The following is a 19,869-nucleotide window of genomic DNA, read 5'->3' as shown; positions in this document are numbered from 1 at the left end:
TCATGAGTCAGGTTACGGTTCGTTCGCTGGTCTATCAGGTCGATGGTCAAAGTTATGAGGGGCGCCTGGCCTTTGATGTCAACCAACAGGGCCCACGTCCGGGTTTGCTGATGGCGCCGAACTGGATGGGTGTTGGGGCGGGGGCCGAGGAAATCGCCAGGTCTGTGGCGGCAAACGGATATGTGGTGCTGATTGCCGACCTTTACGGGCAAACAGTGCGCCCGAGCAATGCCGATGAGGCGGGAGCGGCGATGATGCCGCTCAAGAACGACCGGGCGTTGTTGCGCAAGCGCATGCAGGCAGCGTTCGAGCGACTGCAGAGCCAGGACCAAGCGAAGGTCGACACGGCGAAGCTGGCCGCTTTTGGTTTTTGCTTTGGGGGATGCTGCGCCTTGGAGTTGGCTCGCACTGGCGCACCCCTGAAAGCGACGATCTCATTCCACGGCACCCTGGATACGCCGAACCCGGTTGATGCGCAGAACATCGAGGGGGCGGTATTGGTCCTGCACGGCGCCTCCGACCCGCTGGTGCCAAAGGAACAGCTGCCGGCCTTCGAAGATGAAATGAACGCGGCTGGGGTGGATTGGCAATTGCTGAGCTACGGCGGTGCGGTGCACTCGTTCACCGACCCGCAGGCCAATGTGCCTGGCAAGATGATGTACGACGCCAAGGTCGCCGGACGGGCGTTCCGCTCGATGCATAACCTGCTGGATGAAGTGTTCAAGGGCTGACGTCGGGCCCGGATCTCTTTTGTCTGGTACAAAGCCATCGCGAGCAAGCTCGCTTCCACATTGGATCAAGTTGTTCTCGGCATTTGTGAACCGCACCGATTCAGTGAGGGCGCGAGCTTGCTCGCGATGTCTGCCTGACAGGCAACCCTTGAATCAGGGCAACTCGATCCGCTCGCTTTCCCCTGGTACGGTTGGCCAGTCCCCGGCCGCCCAGCGTCGGCGGGCTTCGTCTATGCGGGCCGGGTCGCTGGAGACGAAATTCCAATTCATCCGCCGTGGCCCATCCAAGGGCGCACCGCCGAACAGCACGGCATGGCACTCGGTGTCGGCAGACAGCGTCATTTCTTCCCCGGCAGGCAATATCGCCAGCGAATGGGGCTCAAGCGGCTCACCGTCCAACTGCGCCTCGCCGTCCAGGATGTACAGTGCGCGTTCTTCATGTTCCGTGGGAATCAGCAGCGTCGTTGCGGTCTGCAGGTTCAGTTCGGCATAAAGCGTAGGAGACAGCACCGGCACCGGCGATTCCAGGCAAAAGCCTGACCCGGCGATCATGCGGATGCTCACCCCCAGGTTCTCACTGACCGGCAGGCTCTGTGCCGGATGATGGCTGTAGTGCCCCGGACCTTCCTCGTGAGACTTGGGCGAGGCCAGCCAGATTTGCAGCCCATGCAGCACGAAGCCGCTCTCCAACAACGCTTTTGGTGTCCTCTCGACATGGGCAATGGCGCTGCCGGCGGTCATCCAACTGACATCCCCGGCGTTTACCACCTGATCGGAACCGAGGCTGTCCTTATGCTGGATCTGGCCCTCGAACAAGTAGGTGAGGGTGGACAGACCGATGTGTGGATGTTGGCGAATGTTCATGCCTCGACCGGCCGGGTAGGACGTTTGCAGCATATGGTCGAAAAACACGAAAGGTCCGACGCTGCGGCATTTAGCGGACGGCAAGGGCCGAAGAATCGGCTGGCCTTCCACGTCTTCTGCGCGGGGACGAACGATGAGGGGAGCGGTCATGGTGTCTTCCAGGTTGAACGACGGATGGGCAGAGCATAACCCGAGGTTGCAACGGACGGCAGCGCCGGCTTGAACCCAGGCGGGACGGCTGGGGTCTATGCTGCTCATGGCCTATGGAGAATGCCCGTGCCCTCGATCCGTTTGATGTTCGCCTGCCTGCTGGCCGTTACGTGCAGCACCGCCTCGGCTCGCGAATATGCCTACAGTGATGCGCACCTGCATTACGTCGATTTCTTCCAGGAAACCGCCGGCATGGCCAAGCTCCTCAAGGCCATGGCGGACAATCGCATCGAGCATGTGATGATTTCCGGCGTGCCCGTGGCGAAGAAATGGCACGAAGACGAACCCAAGCGACCGCGTTACTACGCCGGTGACGATGCGGACGCCTATTGGTACAGCGCCACCGATGTGATTGTCGCTGCCGCGGTGTCCAAGCTCCCCGCTGAGCAACGCCAGCATTTCCATCCATTCCTGTCGGGCTTCAACCCCAATGACAAGAACTCCGATGCGCATATCCAACGCATGCTCGATCTCTATCCGGGGCTGTGGCAAGGCATCGGCGAAGTGTTCACCCGTCATGACGACCTGACGGCGCTGACCTCCGGCGACACGCCGCGCGCCAACAACGAAGCCATGACGCGCATCTATCACCTGGCGGCGGAGAATGATCTGCCCGTGATGCTGCATTCCAACATCACGTCCAAGCGTGAGAGAAATCCGCTGTACCTGGCAGAAATCGAAGAACCGCTGCGCAACCATCCACACACACGGTTCATCTGGGCCCATGCCGGCACGAGCATGGAGATTCACCGGCACCAGACCCGGCTGGATTTTCTGCTGCCGACCTTGACGCGGATGCTGGAGTCTTATCCCAATCTTTTCATCGACCTGTCCTGGAGCATGCTCACGCCGTATCTACTGGATGAGGCGGGCAAGCCCCGGGATGAATGGTTGAAACTGGTGGAGCGCTTCCCGGAGCGGTTCATGGTGGGATCGGACGTGGTAGGACGATTCAACAAATTGGGTAACGAGTTGCACAGCTTCGATCCGTTCCTGGATGCCTTGCCTGAGGATGTGGCGCGGAAGGTGGCGCGAGACAACTTTCTGGCCGTGTTGCCGCGCTCAGTCACCCGCTGAGCTCGCTCTTGTCGCGAGGGAGCAGGCTCCCTCGCCACAGGTCAACCCTGTATGCGGGCTTTAGCTGGCCTGGTGAACACCGCTTTGTCATCAGCCTGTCACCCCCGCGTCATACCCTCGCGCTCATCTCAATCAAGGAGCGCACCATGCACCTCACCCGTTCAAGCGCACTGCTCGCGCTGTTGTTGACCTGCGGCCTGGCCCAGGCGGAAGTTCGTGTCGAAGGCCCGGTGGAATATGGGGTATTCGAAGGGCCGAAGGCCGAGTTGCAATCGGGCGAGCGGGTCTTGCGTCGCAGCAATGAGCAGATCCGCCAGACCGAAAGTGTTCCGGCCAAGCTGGGCACCAAGTTCGGCATGCGCTATCAGCTGGCGGGCAAGGTCGCTGACGACCAGCCGTTGACCCTGTTGTACTTCACCCCCGGTATCCGCACACCCGATGGCGTACGCCACGACAAATTCGAAGTCATCCAGAAACTGGTGCCCGGCGCGCCCCAGGACGTCATGGCCTATGAATTTACCGAAAGCCACGAAGTGGTGCCGGGGGAGTGGCGGTTCATGGTGTTCCAGGGGGATCGGCTGTTGACGCAGCAACGGTTTGTCGTGCGCTGAAACTTCATTTGCACAGATCAAAGTGTGGGAGCGAGCCTGCTCGCGAAGGCGGTATGACAGTCAGAGCGTTGTTGCTTGATACTCCGCTTTCGCGAGCAGGCTCGCTCCCACAAGGAATTTAGGCAATCCGCCGGACAAAAAAACGCCCCGAACCAGTCGGGGCGTTTTTTTGTGTGGCGTAGTAGCGGGGCTTACTTGCCCTGCCAGCGCTTCATCACCAGGGTAGCGTTGGTGCCACCGAAGCCGAAGCTGTTGCTCATCACGGTGTTGATGGTGGCGTTCTCGCGAGTCTGGGTCAGGATAGGCAGGTCGGCCACTTCCGGATCCAGTTCGTCGATGTTGGCGGAACCGGCCATGAAGTTGCCTTCCATCATCAGCATGCAGTAGATCGCTTCGTGAACGCCGGCGGCGCCCAGGGAGTGACCCGACAGGCTCTTGGTGGAGCTGATGGCCGGGGCCTTGTCGCCGAACACTTCGCGCACACCCTTCATTTCCGCGACGTCGCCGACCGGGGTCGAGGTGCCGTGGGTGTTCAGGTAGTCGATCGGTGCATCGACGGTGGACATGGCCATCTGCATGCAGCGCACGGCACCTTCACCGCTCGGTGCGACCATGTCATAGCCGTCGGAGGTGGCGCCGTAGCCGACGATTTCCGCGTAGATCTTCGCGCCACGGGCAAGGGCGTGTTCCAGCTCCTCGACCACGACCATGCCACCACCGCCGGCGATGACGAAACCGTCACGGTCGGCGTCGTAGGCACGGGAGGCTTTTTCCGGCGCGTCGTTGCGCTTGCTGGACAGGGCGCCCATGGCGTCGAACAGGAACGACTGGCTCCAATGTTCTTCTTCACCGCCACCGGCGAACACGATGTCCTGCTTGCCCATCTGGATCTGTTCCATGGCGGTACCGATGCAATGGGCACTGGTGGCGCAGGCGGAAGCGATGGAGTAGTTCAGGCCCTTGATCTTGAACGGCGTGGCCAGGCAGGCCGAAACGGTGCTGCTCATGGTCCGCGTGACGCGGTACGGGCCGACACGCTTGACGCCTTTTTCGCGCAGGATGTCCAGCGCTTCCATCTGGTTCAAGGTGGAGGCGCCGCCGGAACCTGCTACGAGGCCGGTCCGTACGTTGGAGACCTGCTCTTCGGTCAGGCCGGAGTCAGCGATGGCGTCTTTCATGGCCAGGTAGGCATAAGCCGCTGCGTGGCCGACGAAACGGTAGATCTTGCGATCGATCAGCTCTTCGAGGTTCAGGTCAATGGAGCCGGAAACCTGGCTACGCAGACCCATTTCGGCATATTCCGGATTGAACCGGATGCCAGGGCGACTTGCACGCAGGTTAGCGGAGACGGTCTCTTTGTCATTGCCCAGGCACGAAACGATGCCCAGACCAGTGATAACGACGCGGCGCATGCGGATAACCCTTAGAAGTTGTCAGTGGAAGTGAAAACGCCAACCCGGAGGCCTTCGGCGGTGTAGATCTCGCGACCGTCGACAGCCACCGAACCATCGGCGATGGCCATGTTCAGCTTGCCCTTGAGGACGCGTTTGATATGGATGTTATAGGTGATCTTCTTCGCAGTCGGCAGTACCTGACCGAAGAACTTCACTTCGCCCGAACCCAGGGCGCGGCCGCGACCCGGCAGGCCTTGCCAGCCGAGGAAGAAGCCGACCAGTTGCCACATGGCATCCAGGCCCAGGCAGCCGGGCATCACCGGATCGCCTTCGAAATGGCAGGCGAAGAACCACAGGTCCGGAGTGATATCCAGCTCGGCGACCAATTCACCTTTGCCGTACTTGCCACCCTCATCGCTGATATGGGTGATGCGATCCACCATCAGCATGTTCGGGGCGGGCAGTTGCGCGTTACCTGGGCCGAACAGCTCACCGCGACTGCAGCGCAGCAGATCTTCCCGAGTAAAGGCGTTTTGTTTGGTCATGCGAGCTCCTCAATAGTCCCATGCGGCAGGGTGGGGCAAATCTTCCCGACCGATCGAAGCGTTCATGCCTCGAGTCGGCAGCCTACTCATAGACTATTGCGTTGTAGTGAAAGTCACAGCACACGGGAAAATCAATGTACACCTGTGCACTGAAATAGTTATTCCTTCCCCGATCGAGGCGTGGCCGGGTGCTTAAGACTGCCGCACTTTCGCCTTTCACGCCAGTCGCAGATAGTCCTAAGCCCTGCATTTACCCGACCCAGCGTTGCAGAATCTGCTGCAAGTCGATTCGTTTGAAGGGTTTGGCCAGGTAATCGTTCATGCCCGCTGCCAGGCACGCTTCGCGATCACCCTGCAGTGCATTGGCGGTCAGGGCGATGATGGGCACGTCGGTGCAGCCGGGCAACTGGCGGATCTGCCGCGTGGCTTCGTAACCGTCGATGACCGGCAACCGGCAGTCCATCAGGATCGCTTCGAAAATCAGGCTCTCGGCGCTACGTACGGCCTGGGCGCCATCGGTGGCGACGCTGACCTTGAAGCCGAGGCTGCGCAGCATCGCTTCGATCACCGTCTGGTTAACCGGATTGTCTTCCACCAACAAGACATTGCCGCCTTCTCCGTTGCTACCGCCGCCGGGCAGGCGTGGGGGCAGGGTCGGTGGCGCCAGGCGCGACAGGGCCAGCGGGATTTCCAGGGTAAACACCGAGCCCTGGCCTTCCTGGCTCTGGGCCCGCAGCGTGCCGCCCATGCGTTCGGCCAGGGTGCGGGCGATCGGCAGGCCGAGGCCCGTGCCGCCGTAGCGTCTTGAAATGGAACTGTCGGCCTGCTGGAAGGCGTCGAACATGCGCTCCAGGCTTTCGGCCGGGATGCCAATGCCGCTGTCGCGCACGGTGCAGGTGAACCACAGCAATTCGTGATCAAGGGCCTGCCACTGGCACTGCACCGTGACGCGGCCCTGGTCGGTGAATTTCAACGCGTTGCCGATCAGGTTCACCAGGATTTGCCGGATCCGCGTCGGGTCGCCTTGTACCTGCAGCGGCTTCATGTCGTCGGGGACCAGCAGGTCCAGGCCCAGCTTGCGCTGCGCGGCGCTGTGCTGGAACGACTGCGCGCAACTGCCCACCAGCTCGGCCAGGTTGAACGGGATGTGCTCCAGCTCCAGCGCCGAACGCTCGATGCGCGAGAAGTCGAGAATGTCGTTTATGACCTTCAACAGGTGCTCGGTGGATTCCGATGCCAGCGCGGTGTATTCATGCTGCTCATCGGTCATGTGGGTGGTTTCCAGCAATTGCAGCATGCCCAATACGCCATTCATGGGCGTGCGCAGTTCGTGGCTCATCATCGCCAGGAATTCCGACTTGGCGCTGTTGGCCTTTTCTGCTTCCTCACGGGTCTTGATCAATTGAGCCATGGCCTGGTGCTGTTCGCGGCTTGCTTGTTCGAGGCCCGCGGCCAGGTTGTTGATATGCCGCGACAGGGCGCCCAATTCCCCGTCGTCGACAATAGGCAAGGGCCTGCTGTAATCACCCTGCTGGATGGCCTTGACCGCATGGCCGATGTCGCGAATCGGCTGCGACAGGCTCGCTGCCAGGCGGCGCGCCACCAGGAATGTGAACAGCAGCGCAAACAGGGCCAGGACCGCTGCCTTGAGCAGGATCTCCTGCTGCCGCTGGCTGAAGGCGTCGCTGGACATGCCGACAATGACGCGGCCCAGGTAATCCTCGCCGGCCGCCTCGATGGGCGGACTGTTGCCTTGCAGGAAATCATTGTTGAGGGCAATGCGCTGCAGGCGAACGGGGGCCTGGAATACTTCGACCTGCTGGGAATGGTTGCGGGTTTGCGACGGCTGTTCCACGTACACGAGAACCCGCTCGGTGCGGTCCTGGACTTCCAAAAAGCGCACGTGAGGCGTGGCGAGCGTGGCCGTCAGCAGGCTTTCCAGCACGTCATTGTTACCGGATATGACGCCGTACTCCGCAGCTGGAGCGAGTTGGTTGGCGATCAGCTGCCCGGTGTGGTTGAGTTCCTGGCGCAGGTCCTGGATTCGCACGAAGGTGAAGAAGCTGATCAACAGCACCGTCAGCAGCAGTGCCGGCCCCAGGGCGATGAGCTGGGTACGGGTATTGATATCCCAGCGGCGACGCAAGGTCATGGACGGTGTTCTCCTTCTGCCAGCTGCGTAGCGACGGATTCGACGTCAATCGGTTCGATCCCCAACGAGCGAGCGACCTGTTGATTGCTCAAGACTTTGAAGCGGGGCGGATACAGGCTGCGCGGCCACGTGGCGGCGGGGCGGTCCAGCAATTCGTCGAGAATCGCCAGCCAGTCTTCCTGGTCGCTGTAGGTGCTGGCCAGGCTGCCGGCCTTGACGAAGGCGGCGCTTGGCCCGATCAGCGCGCGTTGCCGGGCGTAACTGCTCAGCAGCAGGTTCTTCACGGTCTTGGGGTTATAAAGGTCGGGGTCGTCGAGGCCCAGCAAGACGTCGCTTTGGCCCAGCAGGTTTTGCAAAGGGCGGCTGTCGTTGATGTCGTCCCAGCGTTCGCTGACGATTTGCAGGCCCAGCGGCAACGCTGCCTGCTGAAGGTCCTTGAGCAGGAACTCGCTGTGCCTGTCGTACAGCACGCCGACCCGCCGTACTTGTGGCAGGACCTGACGAATCAGGCGCAACTGCCGGCCCATCGGTGGATCGCTCCAGAGCAGGCTCAGGTGTCCGGGCGTCCCGTCACCCAGGCGTTCCCGGGCTTGCTGACGGCTGATCCGCAGCACCAGAGTGGCCGGCCCGCGAGGCGTTTGCAGGCGCCAGTCGAGGCTCGGCGGGTCGAGCAGGATCAGACGCACGTCATCCGGCAACCGATCCGGCGCCGGCAGGTTGGCCAATGGGGTGAATCGCACGCGGTCCTGGGGACGCCGGGCCTGCAAGGCCTGGGTGAATGACTGCACGCCGGGGCTGTCCTGGACGCCTGTCAACAGGACCTCGGCGGCCCGAGCCTCGAGCGTGACCAGCAGGCCGGCAAATGCCAGGCACAGTAACCACCACAGGCGGCCACGAAAGGGCGTCGTGCGGGGTTGGCACCGGGACATCTAGAAGGACAACTCCGCGCTGAAATACACCACATGGCGGGAATCGTAGCGGTTGTCGACGAACGTGGTCGGCTGGTCATCGAGGCGTTGCTGCAGGGTCCCCGCGACTTCCAGGCTGGCTTTGCCCAGGGGAATGCGCCGGGCGAGGCGGGTGTCGATCCGTTCGTAGCGGTAACCGTTGAGGGCGTCGGCGGCGTAATAGAAAACCGCGCTATTCCAGCCCCGGCCCCAATCGCGCAGCCAGCCGGCCGAACCGCTGTTGCGGGCGGTCAGCTGTTCGTCGAGGGGGTTGCTGGCCAGCGCATCGACATAGGCGTAGGTCAGGCGCAGCCGGTCGGCCGCTGTCATCCGCCAATCGAATTGGGTCTCGGCGCCGGTGAACTGCGATTCGTTGCTGTTGCTGGCGATGTACTGGTTGTTGCGCAATGGTTCGCTGATCATTCCGGTGATTTGGTCGTGGAACAGCTTCACGTCCACCGCCAGGCCCAAATCCATGAAATAACCGTTATAGCCAAGCTCACGCGAGCGCATGTGCTCCTGATCCAGGTTGCCAGGGCCGCGCGTTCGAACGAAATAACGGGCGCTGTCCTGACCAAAGGCGGCCGGCCGTAGATTGGTGACTTGATAACTCCAGTTGACGTTGTTCTCGAACATGTCCGGCGAGCGCACCGCCTCGGAATAGACCGCCCGGAGGCCGTGTCGCGGGGTGATCAGGTAGTTGATTGCCATCCGAGGGGTCAGCGAGCTGCCCGTCAGGCGTGCGTCCTCGAACATCGCGCCGCCCTGCAACAGCCAGTGTTCGCTGGCCCGCCATTCGAGCTGGCCGAACAAACGGTAGGTGGTGTCGTCCAGGGTGCCGTTGAAGTACGTCTGCGAATCGGCCCGGTCGTAACGATAATTCACGCCGGTGACCAGCCGCAGGCTGTCGGAGAGACTGAGGGTGTCCTGGACCTCAAGGTCATAGCGCGACTCCCGGGCGCTCTGGTCGATATCGCCACACAGTGTCCGGGAAGCACCGTTTCGCCATTGATCGAGCACTTGATTGGCCAGTGCCTGTTCCTGGGCCGTGCCGGCGGGGACCCCGGTATTCAGGAAACTGGGAATATTGCGCGCCAGCTTCTCGGCATAGTTGGGGTTGAGCTGCCACAGATCGGTCAATTGCGGGCTGAACGACACCTCGGCATCGCAGGCGCGCCAAGTCTGCTGGCGATCCCAATGCTGCATCGAACCCTGGATATAAAGGCTGTGGTTAGGATTCAGGTCCAGGTTCCAGCGCAGCGAAGCGGCGTAATCCTTGGCGCTGACGTCGGAGTTATCCCCAGCTTCGGTAATCCCGGCGAACACCGGACGGTAGGTGTAGGGCCGCTGGTTGGTCCCTTCCTTGGCATTCAACTGCCAGTCAATGCTCTGGTATTCATCCAGGGTTTGGCTGACGGACAGGTTGAAGCGGTTCAGGCGACGGCTGTCGCGGTAGTCGGCCCCGTTGCGGTTGCTGTCAAAACCGTCGTCTTGCTGGCCGGACAGCGACAATCGCATGTCACCGTCTTCCCAGCCTGTGCCCTGGCTGGCGTACCAGTCGCTGATGCCGTTCTGGCCTCGGGTAACCTTGAAACGGGTGCCGTGGCTGTCGGCCGGGGCGCGGGTGATGATGTTGACGACGGCCATCAGTGCATTGGCGCCATAGCTGACGGTGTTGGGGCCGCGAAAGACTTCGATCCGCTCGATGTCTTCCATGGCGACCGGTATATCGCTCCAGTCCACCGTCGCCAGGCCGGCCCGGTACACCGAGCGACCATCGATCAGCACTTGCATGCGCCGCGCTTCACTGGCACTGGTGCCGTGGTAGTTGGCGGTGGGCTGGTTGCCGCTGATGTTGCCGACCATCATGCCTGGCACCAGGCGCAACAATTCGCTGATGTCCCGAGCGCCGCTGGCCTTGATCAATTCACGGTCCAGCACGGTCATGCTGCCCGGTACCGCCGCCGGCGACTGCTTCAGGCGCGTGGCGGTCAATACCTGGGGGAGGGGCTGGTTGTCCACGAACAAGTCGTCGGCCACCGCTGGCGGGCTGATGATCAGCGCCAATAGCAATGATGAGCCTGGACGGGTGGGGCCAACGAACACGGCACAGCCTTTGGATAGAAGAAGGATGGCGGGCATGTTAACCGAGCCGAACGACTTTTCCATTCACGTTGACAGCATTTTCCTAGGAATTGGTGGTCAGCTTCCTACAGCGATGGGTAATTGCGGACGGGGCTGGTCGCGCTCTGGCTGCTCCGTATAATGCCCGGCATTGCCACTTGGTATGGAAGAGCGGATTGCATATGACTGAACAGCGCCCGATTGCGGTCCTTGGAGGCGGGAGTTTCGGCACCGCCGTGGCTAACCTGCTGGCGGAGAATGGCCACGCGGTGCGCCAGTGGATGCGTGACCCGGAGCAGGCCGAGGCCATCCGGGTCAACCGGGAAAATCCGCGTTATCTCAAAGGCATCAAGGTCCGCCCTGAAGTCGAGCCGGTGACCGATTTGCAGGCCACACTCCAAAATAGCGATCTGTTTTTTGTCGCCTTGCCCTCTAGCGCCCTGCGTTCGGTGCTGGCACCGCACGCCGAGCGCTTGAGCGGCAAATTGCTGGTGAGCCTGACCAAAGGCATCGAGGCGCAAACGTTCAAGCTGATGAGCGAGATTCTTGAGGACATCGCCCCCAAGGCGCGAATCGGCGTGATATCCGGGCCTAACCTGGCGCGGGAGATTGCCGAACACGCCCTGACCGCCACCGTCGTCGCCAGCGAAGATGAAGAGCTGTGCCAGCAGGTCCAGGCCGCGCTGCATGGCCGCACCTTCCGGGTCTATGCCAGCGCGGATCGTTTCGGTGTGGAGCTGGGCGGTGCGCTGAAGAACGTCTATGCGATCATCGCCGGCATGGCGGTCGCCCTGGGCATGGGCGAGAACACCAAGAGCATGCTAATCACTCGGGCGCTGGCGGAAATGACCCGTTTCGCCGTGAGCCAGGGCGCCAACCCGATGACCTTCCTCGGCCTGGCCGGCGTGGGCGATCTGATCGTCACCTGTTCCTCGCCCAAGAGCCGCAACTATCAGGTCGGTTTCGCACTCGGCCAAGGCCTGAGCCTGGACGAGGCCGTCTCGCGCCTGGGCGAAGTGGCCGAAGGGGTCAACACCCTCAAGGTGCTCAAGGCCAAGTCCCAGGAAGCCGGCGTGTACATGCCGCTGGTCGCCGGTCTGCATGCGATCCTGTTCGAAGGGCGCACGCTGGAGCAGGTGATCGAACTGTTGATGCGTGGTGAACCCAAGACCGACGTCGATTTCATTTCCACCAGCGGTTTCAACTGATTCCGTTGACCGCAAGCAGGAGCGAACCATGAACGATCCGAAAGGGCAGCCGCAATACGAATCCATCCTGCTGCGAGTGCTGTGGATGGTGATTTACCTGCTGGTCTGGCAGGTGGCGCAATTGATCCTCGGCGCCGTGGTGCTGGTGCAATTGATCTACCGGCTGATCTACGGCGCACCGAGTGCCAGCCTGATGAATTTTGGCGACAGCCTGAGCCAGTTCCTGGCGCAGATCGGTCGCTTCGGCACTTTCCATAGCGACCAGAAGCCTTGGCCATTCGCCGACTGGCCAACCCCACGCACACCGGAAGGTGAAACGCCCCACACCGTTGCAGCGGCACCGCATCCCGCCCGGGACGAGGAGCCGAAGCTATGAAATTGTGGGTGTTGCGTCATGGCGAGGCCGAGCCCCACGGTGTTCGTCCCGACCCTGAACGGGTGCTGACCATCCATGGCCGCGAGGAAGTCTTGCTCAGCGCCGGTCGGTTGATGGGCGAGCCCTTGCGGGCCATTTTTGCCAGCCCCTATGTACGTGCCCAACAGACCGCGCAATTGGTTCGCGAGGCGCTGGGGTTCGAGCCGGAGTTGGTCACGGTTGATTGGCTCACGCCGGAAACCCGTCCGGCCGAGGTATTGAAACACCTGGATGATCAAGACAACGTGCTGCTGGTCAGCCATAACCCACTGGTGGGCAGCTTGCTGGGGCTTTTGCAGCACGGTCATCTGCAGCAACCGGAACAAGTATCGACGGCAGGCCTGGCCGAGCTGGAGGGCGACCTGCCACTGGCCGGTTCGATGAAACTCAAGAGCCTCAGGCACCCCTGAGAACAACCGTCCCAAGACAAAACAAAAACACAAAGGAAGGGCAGCGATGAGTCTGTGGCGCACCACCCCCAATATTGAACAACTGAACGCGGCCGGTAAGAACACCATCAGCGAAGTGCTGGACATCCGTTTCGAATCTTTCGACGACGAATCCCTGACCGCGAGCATGGTGGTCGATCATCGTACCCATCAACCGTTCGGCCTGTTGCACGGCGGCGCGTCCGTGGTGCTGGCCGAGACAGTCGGCTCCATGGCGGCCTATCTGTGCGTCGACACGAGCAAGTTCTACTGCGTCGGCCTGGAAATCAACGCCAACCACTTGCGTGGCGTGCGCAGCGGGCGAGTAACCGCGACGGCCCGGATGGTTCACCTGGGCCGCACCACCCAGGTCTGGGACATCCGCCTGGTCAATGATGACGGCAAGGTCAACTGCGTATCGCGCCTGACCATGGCGGTGGTTCCATTGGGTGAGCAGCCGCCGGCGCGCTAAGAGACGTTACAAGCTAAGCAGTCCCGCTTTTACTTGTAGCTTGCAGCTCGAGGCTCAATGTTGCTGTCATCATTCCTGTCAGTTCCGGTCATTGCCGCACCATCAGGTTCTGCGCAAAATCGGTCGCAGTTCTCGCAATGGATCGGCCAATATGTCGCAACAGGTGTTTTTCGCCCACGCCAATGGTTTCCCCTCCGCCACCTACGGTAAGTTGTTTGCCGCGCTGGCGCCGCAGTACGAGGTTTCCCACCTCGAACTGCACGGCCATGACCCGCGATTCCCAGTCGACGACAATTGGAACAATCTGGTGGACGAACTGATTCACCACCTTGAGCGGCAATCGCAGCCGGTGTGGGGCGTCGGGCATTCTCTGGGCGGCGTACTGCATTTGCATGCGGCGTTGCGCTGCCCGCAGTTGTATCGTGGTGTGGTCATGCTCGATTCCCCGGTCCTGACCCGCGCCGACCGCTGGCTGATTCTTGCCGCCAAGCGCCTGGGCTTCATCGATCGCTTGACGCCGGCCGGGCGAACCCTGGGGCGGCGGGAAGAATTCAACGACCTGGCGTCGGCGCGGGAATATTTTGCCGGCAAGACGTTGTTTCGCGGTTTCGACCCGGAGTGCTTCGAAGCGTACCTGCAACATGGTTTGCAGCCGGTTGGTGATCGGTTGCGGCTGCGCTTCGACCCGGCCACGGAAATCAGCATCTACCGAGGCGTGCCGCACACCAGCCCCGGGAGGGCTCGAAAGCTCGACATCCCGTTGGCGGTAGTGCGGGGCCGACAGAGTCGGGTGGTGATGCGTCATCACGCCCGATCCGTGAGCCGCATGCCCTTGGGCGAATCCTTGACCATGCCGGGTGGTCACATGTTTCCACTCGAATATCCCCAGGACACGGCCAACTTGCTCAAGGGCCTGCTGCAGCGCTGGCAGGGTCGTAGCCCATGAGCGTCGTCGAAGAAATTCGCCTGAGCCTGCCCCACATCGAGTTGGCGGCCCATTTGTTCGGGCCGGAAGATGGCCGGCCGGTGATTGCCCTGCATGGCTGGCTGGACAACGCCAACAGCTTCGCCCGGCTGGCGCCTATGCTCCAGGGCGTACGGGTGATTGCCTTGGACATGGCCGGTCACGGACATTCCGGGCACCGTCCGCCCGGCGCCGGCTATGCCCTGTGGGATTATGCCCACGATGTGCTGCAAGTTGCCGAGCAACTGGGCTTGAAGCGTTTCGGGCTGCTGGGGCATTCCATGGGGGCCATTGTCTCGCTGGTCCTGGCCGGTGCCTTGCCGGAGCGGATCAGTCACCTGGCCTTGATCGATGGGGTGATTCCTCCTACAGCGAAAGGCGACAATGCGGCCGAGCGCATGGGCATGGCCCTGCAAGCGCAACTGGATTTGCAGCAAAAACGCAAACCCGTCTACAAAACCCTCGACCGGGCCATCGAAGCGCGTATGAAGGGACTGGTGGCAGTCAGTCGCGAAGCCGCCGAGCTACTGGCCCAGCGCGGCTTGATGCCGGTGCCGGGAGGGTTCACCTGGCGCACCGACAATCGCCTGACCTTGCCCTCGCCGCTGCGCCTGACCGAGGAACAGGCCATGGCCTTCGTCGCGCGGGTCGCTTGCCCCGCGCACTTGGTAGTCGCGGCCGACGGCATGCTTGCCCAGCACCCCGAATTGCTGGAGCGTCTACCCTTCAGTCATGAACAGTTACCTGGCGGCCATCATCTGCACCTGAACGACGAGGTCGGTGCCGCTCTTGTAGCAGACTGTTTCAATCGGTTCTTCAGCGTTTCTTGACTTGCGCCGGGCAAGTGTCGAGGCTGGGCGGGTTGAAAGGGAGCCAACCATGACAGATATCCATTCACTTGCCTTGTTGTGCATTGATGAACGCCTTTGCGTCGCGCGGACCCAGGCCAAGCCGATCCAATGAAACTATCCATTCGTTCATTCGTCCTGCTGGCACTGGCCGGTTTCAGCCCGCTATCCCTGGCTGCCGATGTACCCGGCAGCCGGGATCTGGAACGCGTGCCGCGCATGCCCGACGCGCAAATCGTCGATTATCGGCAAACCAGCGACCTTGAGCGTATCTACCCCATGGGGTCGATTCGCAAGATCAGCGGCCAACTGCGTTTCGACGGGCAGGTCGATGCCCGTGGCAACGCCACCTCGGTGACCTACGAACTGCCGCCGGAACATACCGCCACACAAGCGTTCACCGCCGCCCGCGAAGCCTTGCAGAAACAGGGCGCGGAGCTACTGTTCTGGTGCCAGGCCCGCGATTGTGGCGAAAGCAGCCTGTGGGCCAACGAAGTGTTCGGCAATGCCAAGCTCTATGGCGCCGACAACGGCCAGGCCTACCTGTTGCTGCGCCTGGCGCCGCCGGCGGACAACACGCTGATCGCGCTGTATGCCATCACCCGTGGCAACCGCAAGGCCTACCTGCATGTCGAGCAGTTCGAAGCGAGCGCGCCCCTGGGGGATGTGCTGCCGACTTCTGCCACGTTGTTGCGCCAGCTCAAGGACACCGGCGTGCTGGACTTGCCGCGTCTTGCCGGCGAACCGGAGGAAGCCTGGCTACGCCTGTTGTCTCGGGCCTTGAACCTGGACACCGGCCTTCGGGTCAGCGTCGCCGGCCCACACGCCGAGGCGTGGCGCCAGGCGCTGGTCGAGCAGGGCGTCCGGGCGGCAAGAATGGAAGCGGCCGGCGGTAACAAGGCGGGCTTGCACCTGGAGCTGTTGCGATAAGCTGACGTGGCGAACGCGCGTGTCGTCCTAGCCCGGCCTTGTTCATTTCTCGAGACCTTACATGCTCAATAACGATCGGCTGTTGGTGCAAATACTGCTCCTGGTGTTGTTCGGGGCCAGCCTCTGGGTGATGGCTCCGTTCTGGTCGGCGCTGTTCTGGGGGGCTGTGCTCGCTTTTGCCAGTTGGCCACTGATGCGCCTGCTGACCCGTTGGGTCAACGGTCGCGAATCCTTGGCGGCGGCCTTGCTGACGGTCGGCTGGATGTTGCTGGTGGCGGTGCCGCTGGTGTGGCTGGGCTTCAATCTCGCCGATCATGTGCGCGATGCCACGGCCTTTGTCAGGGATGTGCAGGTCGATGGCCTGCCCGAAGCCCCCGACTGGCTCGCCGGCGTACCGCTGGTGGGCGGGCGCCTGGTAACGCTCTGGAACAGCATCGACCAGCAGGGCGCGGCGATGATGGTGTCCATCAAGCCCTACCTGGGACGTGTCGGCAACTGGTTGCTGGCCCGTAGTGCGCAGATCGGCGGCGGAATCCTCGAACTGACCCTGAGCATCGTGTTCGTGTTCTTTTTCTACCGGGACGGCCCGCGATTGGCGGCGTTTGTCCAGGGGCTGCTGGAGCGGCTGATCGGTGATCGTGCCGGGTACTATGTCGAATTGGTGGCCGGCACGGTGCAGCGAGTGGTCAACGGGGTGATCGGTACCGCCGCGGCTCAGGCGGTACTGGCGCTGATCGGCTTTTTGATCGCCGGGGTGCCGGGTGCGCTGGTACTGGGTATCGTCACCTTCCTGCTCAGCCTGATTCCCATGGGGCCGCCGCTGGTCTGGATACCTGCCACGGCCTGGCTGGCGTGGAAGGGCGAGTATGGGATGGCGGTGTTCCTGGGTATCTGGGGCACGTTCATCATCAGTGGCGTGGACAACGTGCTCAAGCCCTACCTGATCAGTCGTGGTGGAAACCTGCCGTTGGTGATCGTGTTGCTCGGGGTGTTCGGTGGCTTGATCGCGTTCGGTTTCATCGGGTTGTTCATCGGTCCGACCCTGCTGGCGGTGGCGTACAGCTTGCTGACGGATTGGAGCAAGAGCCAGGCGCGGTAACGCAGCGGTTCAGGCCACACGGGGCACGCGAATCACCGCCGTCAACCCGCCGCCGGGTGTTTCCTCCAGGCTCAAGTGCCCGCCCAGGCGTTCGGCGGCCTCCCGGGCGATGGTCATGCCCAGGCCGACGCCTCCCGAGTTGCGGTTGCGCGAACCCTCCAGGCGAAAGAATGGCTCGAATACCGCTTCGCGCTTGTCCGCCGCGATGCCGGGGCCGTGGTCAATCACCCGGATCAGCAACTGGTGCTGCTGATCGTCCAGCACGATCGATGCGTCGCCCGCGTAACGCACGGCATTGTCGATGAGGTTGTTGATGCATGAACGCAGTGCCATCGGTTGCACCCGCAAGGGCGCGCAGGTACCGCTGGCATGCACATTGGCGCCGTGGTCCTGGGCGTTTTCGCTTAATGATTCAACCAGCGCCTGCACGTCCATCCATTGCAACGCTTCGCTGGTGCGTTGTTCGTGGAGATAGGTCAGGGTCGCGTCGAGCATGCCGATCATATCGTCCAGGTCTTGACGCATCTGATCCTGCAGCCGGGGGTCGTTGATCTGCTCCAGGCGCAGCTTGAGTCGCGCAAGTGGGGTGCGCAGATCATGGGATACCGCGCCAAGCATGCGCGAGCGTTGCTGCACCTGCTCTCGGATCCGTTGTTGCATCAGGTTGAACGTATGGGCGGCTTGGCGGGCCTCCCGCGGACCGTTCTCCTCCAATGGCGGGCTATGGAGGTCCTCGCTCAGCCGTTGGGCGGCGTCGCTCAGTCGCTGGATGGGCCGAGTCAACAGCTTGGCGCCGTACCAGGCCGCAACGATCAGGAACACAAATTGAAACGTCAGGGGCACCACAGGCCCGCCAAACCGGGGGCGTGGGCCGGGTGGCGGGCCGGAGTGCGAGGGACCTGCGGTTTGATGGGAAAATTCCGGGGGCGGCCCGGGAGGTGGCTTGTCGTAATGAAAAAACCAGGCAAAGGCCAGCAGGTGCGCCAGCACGATCGCCACCAGCAGCACGCCGAACAGGCGGCCAAACAGGGAATCGAAGCGCAGGCGCATCAACCGATATCCCGCGCATCGAACAGGTAGCCTTCACCGCGCACGGTCTTGATCAACTGCGGAGCCTTCGGATCGTCCCCCAGTTTCTGGCGCAAGCGCGAGACCAGCAGATCGATACTGCGGTCGAAGGCCTCGATCGAGCGACCGCGCGCGGCGTCCAGCAATTGTTCACGGCTGAGCACTCGGCGTGGTCGCTCGATGAACACCCACAACAGGCGGAATTCTGCGTTGGAGAGGGGCACTACCAGCCCGTTGGCGGAAACCAGTTGGCGCAGCACGCTGTTGAGCCGCCAGCTATCGAAGCGAATGTTGGCGCGCTGCTCGCTGCGATCGTCGCGCACCCGGCGCAGGATGGTCTGGATTCGCGCCACCAGCTCCCGGGGTTCAAAAGGTTTGGCCATGTAATCATCCGCGCCCAACTCCAGGCCGATGATGCGGTCGGTGGGTTCGCAGCGGGCCGTCAGCATCAGGATTGGAATATTCGACTCGGCGCGCAGCCAGCGGCACAGTTGCAAGCCGTCTTCGCCCGGCAGCATCAGGTCCAGCACGATCACGTCGAAGTGTTCGGCCTGCATCGCCTGGCGCATGGCCGCGCCATCGGTTACGCCACTGGCGCGAATGCCGAAGCGGCCAGGTAGTCGATCAGCAGCTCGCGGATCGGTACGTCGTCATCGACGATCAGCGCGCGGGTGCTCCAGCGCCTGTCGTCGTCGGACACTTTCTGATCGCCAGAATTTGCTACAGGGGTGTACTGCATGAGATGCATCATCTGCCATTGGGGCTGCCAACCGAAAGAAGGCGGCGGGGGTGTGGGGTGAGCATAAGCTTCGCGGCGGTGGGCCGTGAAGCGTTGAAAGAGCGGCGTTCGGCGGCTGAGGGTAGCGTCCCGTCGTGTTATGCGCATGTCATGAATGTATCGGCGTTGACACACATGACGGTAGTGCCGATCAATGATTTGCCGATCATCGGGTCCCGCTAGGGCGCTGGTTCCGCTACAATGCGCGCCGATTTCGACTTGCCTGAGAGCTCATCCATGTCCGCCTGCCAGACGCCTATCATCGTCGCCCTGGATTTTCCTACCCGTGACGCCGCCCTGAAGCTGGCCGACCAGTTGGACCCCAAGCTCTGCCGGGTCAAGGTCGGCAAGGAGTTGTTCACCAGCTGCGCGTCGGAAATCGTCGGAACCTTGCGGGACAAGGGTTTCGAAGTGTTCCTAGACCTCAAGTTCCACGATATCCCCAATACCACCGCCATGGCCGTCAAGGCCGCTGCGGAAATGGGCGTGTGGATGGTCAATGTGCATTGCTCCGGTGGCCTGCGCATGATGGCTGCCTGTCGTGAAGTGCTGGACCAGCGCAACGGCCCCAAGCCGTTGCTGATCGGCGTGACCGTGCTGACCAGCATGGAGCGTGAAGACCTGGCGGGCATCGGCCTGGACATCGAGCCCCAGGAGCAAGTGCTGCGCCTGGCGGCGCTGGCGCAAAAGGCGGGTATGGACGGCCTGGTTTGCTCGGCCCTGGAGGCCAACGCCCTGAAAACGGCCCACCCCTCGTTGCAACTGGTGACCCCGGGCATTCGCCCGGCGGGCAGTGCCCAGGACGACCAGCGCCGCATCCTGACCCCGCGCCAGGCACTGGACGCTGGCTCCGACTACCTGGTGATCGGCCGGCCGATCAGCCAGGCAGCCGATCCGGCCAAGGCGCTGGCGGCGGTAGTGGCGGAGCTGGCCTGACCCAACTACGCGGGCCCCTGTGGGAGCGAGCTTGCTCCCACAGTTGTTTTGCGTCGGCCACTCACAGT

The 19,869-nt window shown here is 62.3% G+C and carries 19 protein-coding genes and 1 pseudogene; 12 read left to right on the top strand and 8 right to left on the bottom strand.

Going from position 1 to position 19,869, the window contains the following annotated elements; all coding sequences use genetic code 11:
* Positions 1-2 precede the first annotated feature (2 nt).
* A complete protein-coding gene (locus tag J3P81_RS17615) occupies positions 3-731 on the top strand; it encodes a dienelactone hydrolase family protein (protein ID WP_434560066.1) in 729 nt (242 codons plus the stop codon).
* Positions 732-884: 153 nt separating this feature from the next.
* Here the strand turns inward: J3P81_RS17615 and J3P81_RS17610 are convergent, their stop codons facing one another.
* A complete protein-coding gene (locus J3P81_RS17610) occupies positions 885-1,745 on the bottom strand; it encodes a pirin family protein (protein ID WP_434560064.1) in 861 nt (286 codons plus the stop codon).
* A 120-nt stretch (positions 1,746-1,865) separates the two neighbouring features.
* Between J3P81_RS17610 and J3P81_RS17605 the strand changes: the two genes are divergently transcribed.
* Together J3P81_RS17605 and J3P81_RS17600 are read left to right on the top strand one after the other, a co-directional pair.
* Positions 1,866-2,882, top strand: a complete 1,017-nt coding sequence (locus J3P81_RS17605) for an amidohydrolase family protein (RefSeq protein WP_434560062.1) — start codon at positions 1,866-1,868, stop codon at positions 2,880-2,882.
* A 146-nt stretch (positions 2,883-3,028) separates the two neighbouring features.
* Positions 3,029-3,493, top strand: coding sequence for a DUF3859 domain-containing protein (locus J3P81_RS17600; RefSeq protein WP_420766922.1), 465 nt, complete (start codon positions 3,029-3,031; stop codon positions 3,491-3,493).
* Positions 3,494-3,684: 191 nt separating this feature from the next.
* Here the strand turns inward: J3P81_RS17600 and fabB are convergent, their stop codons facing one another.
* The 5 genes from fabB to J3P81_RS17575 form a co-directional block, all read right to left on the bottom strand.
* Positions 3,685-4,905 (bottom strand): beta-ketoacyl-ACP synthase I, encoded by a 1,221-nt coding sequence (gene fabB, locus J3P81_RS17595; RefSeq protein ID WP_420766921.1) that lies wholly within the window; start codon positions 4,903-4,905, stop codon positions 3,685-3,687.
* 11 nt (positions 4,906-4,916) lie between these two features.
* Positions 4,917-5,432: a 3-hydroxyacyl-[acyl-carrier-protein] dehydratase FabA gene (fabA, locus tag J3P81_RS17590; protein ID WP_030138344.1), complete on the bottom strand. Its 516-nt coding sequence runs from the start codon at positions 5,430-5,432 to the stop codon at positions 4,917-4,919.
* Between the two features lie 250 nt (positions 5,433-5,682).
* Positions 5,683-7,584, bottom strand: coding sequence for an ATP-binding protein (locus J3P81_RS17585; protein WP_434560060.1), 1,902 nt, complete (start codon positions 7,582-7,584; stop codon positions 5,683-5,685).
* Positions 7,581-8,513: an ABC transporter substrate-binding protein gene (locus tag J3P81_RS17580; protein ID WP_434560058.1), complete on the bottom strand. Its 933-nt coding sequence runs from the start codon at positions 8,511-8,513 to the stop codon at positions 7,581-7,583. The genes J3P81_RS17585 and J3P81_RS17580 overlap by 4 nt, the downstream gene beginning before the upstream one ends.
* The gene (locus J3P81_RS17575) at positions 8,514-10,673 is read right to left on the bottom strand and encodes a TonB-dependent receptor plug domain-containing protein (protein ID WP_434560056.1); all 2,160 of its coding nucleotides are present in this window, start codon (positions 10,671-10,673) and stop codon (positions 8,514-8,516) included.
* Positions 10,674-10,837: 164 nt separating this feature from the next.
* Between J3P81_RS17575 and J3P81_RS17570 the strand changes: the two genes are divergently transcribed.
* The 8 genes from J3P81_RS17570 (at position 10,838) to J3P81_RS17535 (ending at position 17,019) form a co-directional block, all read left to right on the top strand.
* On the top strand, positions 10,838-11,863 hold the full coding sequence (locus tag J3P81_RS17570; protein ID WP_420766917.1) for an NAD(P)H-dependent glycerol-3-phosphate dehydrogenase: 1,026 nt from the start codon (positions 10,838-10,840) through the stop codon (positions 11,861-11,863).
* 28 nt (positions 11,864-11,891) lie between these two features.
* Positions 11,892-12,239, top strand: coding sequence for a DUF4389 domain-containing protein (locus J3P81_RS17565; RefSeq protein ID WP_434560054.1), 348 nt, complete (start codon positions 11,892-11,894; stop codon positions 12,237-12,239).
* Positions 12,236-12,688, top strand: coding sequence for a phosphohistidine phosphatase SixA (sixA, locus tag J3P81_RS17560; RefSeq protein ID WP_420766915.1), 453 nt, complete (start codon positions 12,236-12,238; stop codon positions 12,686-12,688). The genes J3P81_RS17565 and sixA overlap by 4 nt, the downstream gene beginning before the upstream one ends.
* Before the next feature lie 46 nt (positions 12,689-12,734).
* Positions 12,735-13,178 (top strand): hotdog fold thioesterase, encoded by a 444-nt coding sequence (locus tag J3P81_RS17555; RefSeq protein ID WP_420766914.1) that lies wholly within the window; start codon positions 12,735-12,737, stop codon positions 13,176-13,178.
* 151 nt (positions 13,179-13,329) lie between these two features.
* Positions 13,330-14,124 carry an alpha/beta fold hydrolase gene (locus tag J3P81_RS17550; RefSeq protein WP_434560052.1) on the top strand — a complete coding sequence of 265 codons (795 nt, stop codon included), beginning with the start codon at positions 13,330-13,332 and terminating at the stop codon, positions 14,122-14,124.
* Entirely contained in the window at positions 14,121-14,972 is an 852-nt protein-coding gene (locus J3P81_RS17545) for an alpha/beta hydrolase (protein ID WP_434560050.1), read from the top strand. Before J3P81_RS17550 ends, J3P81_RS17545 begins: the two co-directional genes overlap by 4 nt.
* A gap of 129 nt (positions 14,973-15,101) precedes the next feature.
* Positions 15,102-15,920 carry a DUF4892 domain-containing protein gene (locus J3P81_RS17540; RefSeq protein ID WP_434560048.1) on the top strand — a complete coding sequence of 273 codons (819 nt, stop codon included), beginning with the start codon at positions 15,102-15,104 and terminating at the stop codon, positions 15,918-15,920.
* A 61-nt stretch (positions 15,921-15,981) separates the two neighbouring features.
* Positions 15,982-17,019: an AI-2E family transporter gene (locus tag J3P81_RS17535; RefSeq protein WP_420766910.1), complete on the top strand. Its 1,038-nt coding sequence runs from the start codon at positions 15,982-15,984 to the stop codon at positions 17,017-17,019.
* Positions 17,020-17,028: 9 nt separating this feature from the next.
* Here J3P81_RS17535 and J3P81_RS17530 read toward each other — a convergent pair whose 3' ends face one another.
* Positions 17,029-18,069: a sensor histidine kinase gene (locus J3P81_RS17530; RefSeq protein WP_434560046.1), complete on the bottom strand. Its 1,041-nt coding sequence runs from the start codon at positions 18,067-18,069 to the stop codon at positions 17,029-17,031.
* Positions 18,069-18,826: pseudogene (locus tag J3P81_RS17525) on the bottom strand (response regulator). The gene J3P81_RS17530 and the pseudogene J3P81_RS17525 overlap by 1 nt, the downstream one beginning before the upstream one ends.
* A gap of 276 nt (positions 18,827-19,102) precedes the next feature.
* Here J3P81_RS17525 and pyrF point away from each other — a divergent pair.
* On the top strand, positions 19,103-19,801 hold the full coding sequence (pyrF, locus tag J3P81_RS17520; protein WP_420766907.1) for an orotidine-5'-phosphate decarboxylase: 699 nt from the start codon (positions 19,103-19,105) through the stop codon (positions 19,799-19,801).
* Positions 19,802-19,869 lie beyond the last annotated feature (68 nt).

The organism is Pseudomonas sp. R1-6 (genome assembly GCF_051132115.1).
Taxonomy (GTDB): Bacteria; Pseudomonadota; Gammaproteobacteria; order Pseudomonadales; family Pseudomonadaceae; genus Aquipseudomonas.
The sequence above is the reverse complement of the archived record's forward strand: the minus strand, read 5'-3'. Positions and strand labels throughout refer to the sequence as shown.

Bases quoted from the DNA above. Each gene is read 5' to 3' on its own strand.
- J3P81_RS17615 (WP_434560066.1), top strand. From the start codon at position 3: ATGAGTCAGGTTACGGTTCGTTCGCTGGTCTATCAGGTCGATGGTCAA.
- J3P81_RS17610 (WP_434560064.1), bottom strand. From the start codon at position 1,745: ATGACCGCTCCCCTCATCGTTCGTCCCCGCGCAGAAGACGTGGAAGGC.
- J3P81_RS17605 (WP_434560062.1), top strand. From the start codon at position 1,866: ATGCCCGTGCCCTCGATCCGTTTGATGTTCGCCTGCCTGCTGGCCGTT.
- J3P81_RS17600 (WP_420766922.1), top strand. From the start codon at position 3,029: ATGCACCTCACCCGTTCAAGCGCACTGCTCGCGCTGTTGTTGACCTGC.
- fabB (WP_420766921.1), bottom strand. From the start codon at position 4,905: ATGCGCCGCGTCGTTATCACTGGTCTGGGCATCGTTTCGTGCCTGGGC.
- fabA (WP_030138344.1), bottom strand. From the start codon at position 5,432: ATGACCAAACAAAACGCCTTTACTCGGGAAGATCTGCTGCGCTGCAGT.
- J3P81_RS17585 (WP_434560060.1), bottom strand. From the start codon at position 7,584: ATGACCTTGCGTCGCCGCTGGGATATCAATACCCGTACCCAGCTCATC.
- J3P81_RS17580 (WP_434560058.1), bottom strand. From the start codon at position 8,513: ATGTCCCGGTGCCAACCCCGCACGACGCCCTTTCGTGGCCGCCTGTGG.
- J3P81_RS17575 (WP_434560056.1), bottom strand. From the start codon at position 10,673: ATGCCCGCCATCCTTCTTCTATCCAAAGGCTGTGCCGTGTTCGTTGGC.
- J3P81_RS17570 (WP_420766917.1), top strand. From the start codon at position 10,838: ATGACTGAACAGCGCCCGATTGCGGTCCTTGGAGGCGGGAGTTTCGGC.
- J3P81_RS17565 (WP_434560054.1), top strand. From the start codon at position 11,892: ATGAACGATCCGAAAGGGCAGCCGCAATACGAATCCATCCTGCTGCGA.
- sixA (WP_420766915.1), top strand. From the start codon at position 12,236: ATGAAATTGTGGGTGTTGCGTCATGGCGAGGCCGAGCCCCACGGTGTT.
- J3P81_RS17555 (WP_420766914.1), top strand. From the start codon at position 12,735: ATGAGTCTGTGGCGCACCACCCCCAATATTGAACAACTGAACGCGGCC.
- J3P81_RS17550 (WP_434560052.1), top strand. From the start codon at position 13,330: ATGTCGCAACAGGTGTTTTTCGCCCACGCCAATGGTTTCCCCTCCGCC.
- J3P81_RS17545 (WP_434560050.1), top strand. From the start codon at position 14,121: ATGAGCGTCGTCGAAGAAATTCGCCTGAGCCTGCCCCACATCGAGTTG.
- J3P81_RS17540 (WP_434560048.1), top strand. From the start codon at position 15,102: ATGAAACTATCCATTCGTTCATTCGTCCTGCTGGCACTGGCCGGTTTC.
- J3P81_RS17535 (WP_420766910.1), top strand. From the start codon at position 15,982: ATGCTCAATAACGATCGGCTGTTGGTGCAAATACTGCTCCTGGTGTTG.
- J3P81_RS17530 (WP_434560046.1), bottom strand. From the start codon at position 18,069: ATGCGCCTGCGCTTCGATTCCCTGTTTGGCCGCCTGTTCGGCGTGCTG.
- pyrF (WP_420766907.1), top strand. From the start codon at position 19,103: ATGTCCGCCTGCCAGACGCCTATCATCGTCGCCCTGGATTTTCCTACC.